Raw genomic sequence first — 5,488 nt, forward strand, 5'->3', positions numbered from 1 at the left:
ATTCATGTCCGTCCGTTCCGGCCGGCCAAGACCCGAGGCCGAGCCTCGGCCAGCCTGTCACATCGCAGACTTACACGATCTTTCGGACACGCTCCCGCCAAACGCCCAGAGACCCTTAAAGCCATCGGCAGACCCGGTAGGTCCTGGTGGATAAAGTATCAAGATCAGATCAGGTCCTGAGGCCACTGCGTCAAGGGTGCCGGGGACCCCACACCGTCACCGGGTGTCGCCTGGGAGGGGAGTGTTGCCGGTGCGTTGTTCCGGTCGGTCTAGAAGCGGTCCCGTACCACCGTCGAACCTTTGCGCCCTGCGGCGGAGGGTCGGTCGGGTGCGGTCGATGGCGTAGAGGGGTGGGGCGGTGTTGGCTGCTGGGCCCGGCAGTGGGTCGGACCTGCCCCGCTGGCGGGTCACGGCGGTGACCGAGGGCCGTCGGCCGAGGGGGGTGGGAGCGGGGGTGGTTCAGGCGAAACGGGCGGAGACGCCGCCGTCGACGGCCCAGTCGGCGCCGGTGACGAAGGCGGCGGCGTCGGAGAGGAGGAAGACGACGACGGCGGCGACGTCGCGGGGTGTGCCGAGGCGTCCGAGGATGTGTTTGTCGGTGGCGGCCTGGCGGACTTCTGGTGGTTCCCGGTCGAAGTACTCGGTGAGGAGGTCGGTCTCGATGTAGCCGGGGCTGACGGCGTTGACCCTGACGCCGTGGGGTCCGGTTTCGAGGGCGAGGGAGCGGGTGAGGCCGACGAGTCCGGATTTGGCGGCGGCGTAGGGGAACATGCCGGGGCAGGTGAGGGTGGCGTGCATGGAGGCGATGTTGACGATGGAGCCGTGTCCGGCGGTCAGCATGTCGGGCAGGACCTGGCGGGCCATCAGCCAGGCGCTCTTGAGGTCGACGCCGAACACCTCGTCCCACTGTCCGGTGGTCATGGTGAGGGGGTCGGCGTAGGCGTTGCGTCCGGCGTTGTTGACCAGCCCGGTGGCCGGGCCGAGGTCCTCGCGCAGCGCGGCCACCGCGTCGGCGACCTGGTCCTCGTGGGTGATGTCGCAGAGGGCCCAGGCGGCCGCGGGGCCGATGCGGTGGGCGGTGTGGCGCAGGCGGTCGGCGTCGATGTCGAGGAGTCCGACGCGGGCGCCCGCGTGGGCCGCTGCGTCTGCGATGGCCGCGCCGATGCCACGCGCGGCGCCGGTGATGAGGACGGCGCGGCCGGTGAGGTCGATCATGGTCGGCTCCAGCTTCGGAGGGGCCGCAGGAGGTCGTCGAACTCCGCGAGGAACCGGTCGACGCCGGCGATCTCGTGCGGGTCGAGGCTGCGGGCCGGGTGGCGGCAGTGTGGGTCGTCGATGAGACCGCGGCGGACGGAGACGAGCTTCTCCACCATGATGATGAGTTCGACCTCCTGCATCCAGTAGGCCAGGTAGGGGAGGAGTCTGGCGTGCAGGGCGAGTGCGCCGTCCGAGTCGCCGTCGTGCCAGAGCCGCCAGATGTGCTGGTAGATCTCGGTGAACGAGCAGCCGGGCTGCACGCCGGCGATGCCGCGCCGCAGGGCGTCGGGCAGTTGCAGTCCGGCGTAGCCGACGTAGGAGCGCAGGGCGGGTGTCCCGGTGGCGAGGTCTTCGGCCAGTCGGCCGGGCAGCGCCGTCTCGATCTTTACGGCGGCCAGGTTGGGGTGCTCGGCCGCGAGGTCGCGCAGGGCCTGTGCGGTGAAGGCGGAACCGGTCTGGGCGGGTGCGTACTGGAGGATGACCGGGGTGGGGGCGACGGCGGTCAGGACGGCGGTGACGTGGCGGTGCACCTCGGAGGAGGGCGGGCCGAGGAAGTGGGGTGGGAGCAGGTTGATCGCGTCGGCGCCGGCGGCGACGGCGGCGGTGGCGTGGTCGACGGCGATGCGGGTGGCGTGGTCAGGGATCGAGATGACGGCGGCGACGTCGGGCCGGGGGGTGGTGATGTCGAGCAGACGCCGGGTGAGCAGGGTGCGTTCGTCGTCGGTGAGTTTGTGGAACTCGCTCGCGAATCCGGGGAACATGACGGCGGTGACGCCGGTGCCGAGGACGTGGCGTACGGTGCGGTCGAAGCCCTCGGGGTCGAGGCCGCCGTCTGCGGTGAACGGTACTTCGAGGACCGGCATGACGCCGCGGAGCAGGTGGGCCGTCGTCGCGGGGGAGCCCTTGCGGGTCCGGGAGCCCCGATTCGGGGTGGCACCCCGGGGCGTGGGGCCGCCGCCCATCAGAAGGGTGCCTTCGCGGGGCTGTCGCCGGATCCGCCGACGAGGAAGTCGAGGTCGGCGCCTTGGTCGGCCTGCAGGACGTGATCCACGTAGAGGCGGGTCCAGCCGCGTTCGCCCGCCCGGGCCGGGGGGCTCCACCGCGCCCGTCGGGCGGCGAGTTCGTCGTCGCCCACGTGGAGGTGAAGGGTGCGGGCCGTCACGTCGAGTTCGATGGTGTCGCCGGTGCGGACCAGGGCGAGCGGTCCGCCGGCCGCGGCCTCCGGCGCGACGTGCAGCACGACGGTGCCGTACGCGGTGCCGCTCATCCGGGCGTCGGAGATGCGGACCATGTCGTCGACTCCCTGGGCGAGGAGTTTCGCCGGCAGGGGGAGGTTGCCGAGTTCGGGCATGCCCGGGAAGCCGCGGGGGCCGAGGTTGCGGACGACGAGGACGGTGTCGGCGTCGGCCGGGAGGTCGGGGTCGTCGGCGGCGCGCAGGTAGTCCTCGATGCCGTCGAAGACCAGGGCCGGGCCGCGGTGGCGCAGGAGACGGGGTGAGGCGGCGGACTGCTTGACGACCGCGCCGCGGGGGGCGAGGTTGCCGCGCAGGACGGCGGTGCCGCTGTCGGCGGGTTGCACGGGGTCGTCGAGGGTGTGGATGACGTCGCGGTTCCAGACCTGGTGGCCCTGGAGGTTGTCGCCCAGGGTGCGGCCGGTGACGGTGAGCGCGGTGTGGTCGAGGAGGTCGCCGAGTTCGGTCATCAGGGCGGGCAGGCCGCCGGCGTAGGCGAAGTCCTCCATCAGGAAGCGGCCGCTGGGCATCAGGTCGGCGAGCAGGGGGACGGTGCGGCCGATGGTGTCGAAGTCGTCGAGGCCGATCGGCAGGCCGGCGCGGCCGGCGATCGCGAGCAGGTGCAGCACGGCGTTGGTCGAGCCGCCGATGGCGGCGTTGACGGCGACGGCGTTGGTGAACGCCTCGCGGGTGAGGATGTGGGAGGGGCGCAGGCCCTCGCGGGCGAGTTCGACGGCGCGGGCGCCGGACTGTTCGGCGAGCTGGGCGCGGCGGGCGTCGACCGCGGGCAGGGCGGCCGCGCCGGGCAGGGAGAGGCCGAGGGCCTCGGTGACGCAGCCCATGGTGGAGGCGGTGCCCATGGTCATGCAGTGCCCGGCGGAGCGGGCCAGGCAGCCTTCGAACTCCTCGAAGTCGGCCTCGGTGACGCGTCCTGCGCGCCGGTCCTCGCTCATGCGCCAGATGTCGGTGCCGGATCCCACCGCGTTGCCGCGGAAGCGGCCGGTGAGCATCGGGCCGCCGGACAGGGCGATGGCGGGCAGGTCGACGCTGACCGCGCCCATGAGCTGGGCGGGCAGGGTCTTGTCGCAGCCGCCGAGCAGGACGACGGCGTCCAGGGGGTTGGCGCGGATGGTCTCCTCGACGTCCATGCTCATCAGGTTGCGGAAGAGCATGGAGGTGGGACGCATGAGCGGCTCGCCGATGGACATGGTCGGGAATTCGAGGGCGAGGCCGCCGGCGGCGGTGATGCCGCGGCGTACGGACTCGGCCAGCACCCGCAGGTGGGCGTTGCAGGGAGTCAGCTCCGACCAGCTGTTGCAGATGCCCACCACGGGCTTGTCGCGCAGTTGGTCGCGGGTGAGGCCGAGTTGGCGCATGTGGTGGCGGGCGATGAAGCCGGCCTTGCCCGGGTCCTCCCACCAGGTCGCACTCCGTAGGAGGCTCATGCCGCACCGCCCGTGGGGGCCGTGTGGGCGGGTAGTGCGGCGGGCTGCCGGAGCATGGTCGCCACCCCTTCTTCTCGATGTCGGGTCCACTCACTTCCCTGCGGGCGGTGAAGCCCGGGGGCGGGGCGGTCGGGATGGTCTCGGGCCCGCCGCTGGTGGATCAGGGCTCGATAGTGTTGCTTAGCAGCTATGCTGTCAAGCATCGGGGTGGGATCCGACCCCCAGTCGAGGAAAGGGAGGGGCGCATGAACATGGACCTCGAAGGGGGCCGCGCGCCGAGGGCATCGCGCGGCGGGGACCCGGGCGGCCGTTTTGCGGCCGCGCCCGGGAACGGTCGTGGCAGTACGGCGCCGGTGAACACCGACCGCTTCCCCCCGCGCCACCTGGTTCGAGTACGTGTCCTCGCGCCCGCCGCCCCGTGCGCCGGCCTCGTGGAGCGAACTGCCGGAGCGGGGTGGGCGGCATGACGATCGAGCGTCTGACGCTGAGCGACACCGTGGCACGGGAGATCATCGAGGAGATCAAGCAGCGCCGGCTCCGCGCGGGCGACGAGATTCCCGCCGAGGGTGAACTCTCCGAACGGCACGGCGTCAACCGGCTCGCGGTGCGCGAGGCGATCCGCACCCTGACCGCCCGGGGTGTCCTCGTCTCCAGCCAGGGCAAGCGGGCGCGGGTGGCGACCCCGTCGCCCGCCGTCCTGACCCAGATCCTCGAATTCCGGCTCAACCAGAAGTCGATGGACCTGCGGGACCTGCTCGACACCCGTCGGGTGATCGAGTGCGAACTCGCCCGGCGCGCCGCGGCCCGCATCGCCGCCGGGCACGGCTCCACCGCGGAGGCCGAACGTACGCTGGACACCATGCTCGACGCGGGAGCAAGCCCCGAGGCGTTCATCGCGGCCGACCTCGCCTTCCACCACGCGGTCTCCGACCTCGCCGCGTCCGAGGTCTTCTCGTTCATACTCGCCGCCATGAACGGCGCCCTGCTCGATGCGCGCCGCACCAGCTACCGCGGCCGCGAACAGCGGGGCGAGGGTCAGGACTCCACGATCGAGGCGCACCGGCGCGTCCTGGACGCCATCGCCGTGGGCGACCCCGAACGCGCGGCCCAGGCCATGGCCGACCACATCGAGGAGACCGGTCGCGACCTCGGATTCTGACCCGGCGCCTCTCGGCTCAGCGTGACGGCCGGCCATGTCCCGGGCCTCGCGCCGACGCCCCGGCCGCACGGCCTGGGGCGTCGGTCCGGCGGTCACGGTTCCCCGGTGCGCGGATCCAGCGTCGACGCCGGTCTCGGCGCACCCCTCGTCGGCAGGGCATCATCGAAGCTCTTGGCAACTAGGCTGCCAGGCGACTATAAAGGCAGGGCTCATCGGAGCACGCGGCCATGACGCGCGGGACCGACTCCCACGGACGCCGACGCCTGTGGCCGTTCCACCAACGGGGAGACCCCTGTGATCCTGACCGAGTTGCCCTGCCGCACCCTCGCGATCGTGCGGGGGCGTGACCGTGACGCCGCGCTGCGAACCGTGCTGACCCTCGCCGAGGAGGGCAT

General features: G+C 72.2%; 4 protein-coding genes. 1 reads left to right on the forward strand and 3 read right to left on the reverse strand.

The window, feature by feature from the left end; all coding sequences use genetic code 11:
- Positions 1–459: 459 nt before the first annotated feature.
- Genes ACFWIC_RS40535 through ACFWIC_RS40545 form a run of 3 tightly spaced genes read right to left on the reverse strand, consistent with a single transcriptional unit; the run spans position 460 to position 3,934 of the window.
- Entirely contained in the window at positions 460–1,215 is a 756-nt protein-coding gene (locus ACFWIC_RS40535) for an SDR family NAD(P)-dependent oxidoreductase (protein ID WP_380522164.1), read from the reverse strand.
- The gene (locus ACFWIC_RS40540) at positions 1,212–2,219 is read right to left on the reverse strand and encodes a dihydrodipicolinate synthase family protein (RefSeq protein WP_380522166.1); all 1,008 of its coding nucleotides are present in this window, start codon (positions 2,217–2,219) and stop codon (positions 1,212–1,214) included. Before ACFWIC_RS40540 ends, ACFWIC_RS40535 begins: the two co-directional genes overlap by 4 nt.
- On the reverse strand, positions 2,219–3,934 hold the full coding sequence (locus tag ACFWIC_RS40545; protein ID WP_380522168.1) for an IlvD/Edd family dehydratase: 1,716 nt from the start codon (positions 3,932–3,934) through the stop codon (positions 2,219–2,221). Before ACFWIC_RS40545 ends, ACFWIC_RS40540 begins: the two co-directional genes overlap by 1 nt.
- A 463-nt stretch (positions 3,935–4,397) precedes the next feature.
- Here ACFWIC_RS40545 and ACFWIC_RS40550 point away from each other — a divergent pair, with 463 nt between their 5' ends.
- Positions 4,398–5,093 carry a FadR/GntR family transcriptional regulator gene (locus ACFWIC_RS40550; RefSeq protein ID WP_380522170.1) on the forward strand — a complete coding sequence of 232 codons (696 nt, stop codon included), beginning with the start codon at positions 4,398–4,400 and terminating at the stop codon, positions 5,091–5,093.
- The last annotated feature ends 395 nt before the right edge of the window (positions 5,094–5,488 follow it).

The sequence above is a fragment of the Kitasatospora sp. NPDC127035 genome, from assembly GCF_042726075.1.
Classification (GTDB): Bacteria; Actinomycetota; Actinomycetes; order Streptomycetales; family Streptomycetaceae; genus Kitasatospora.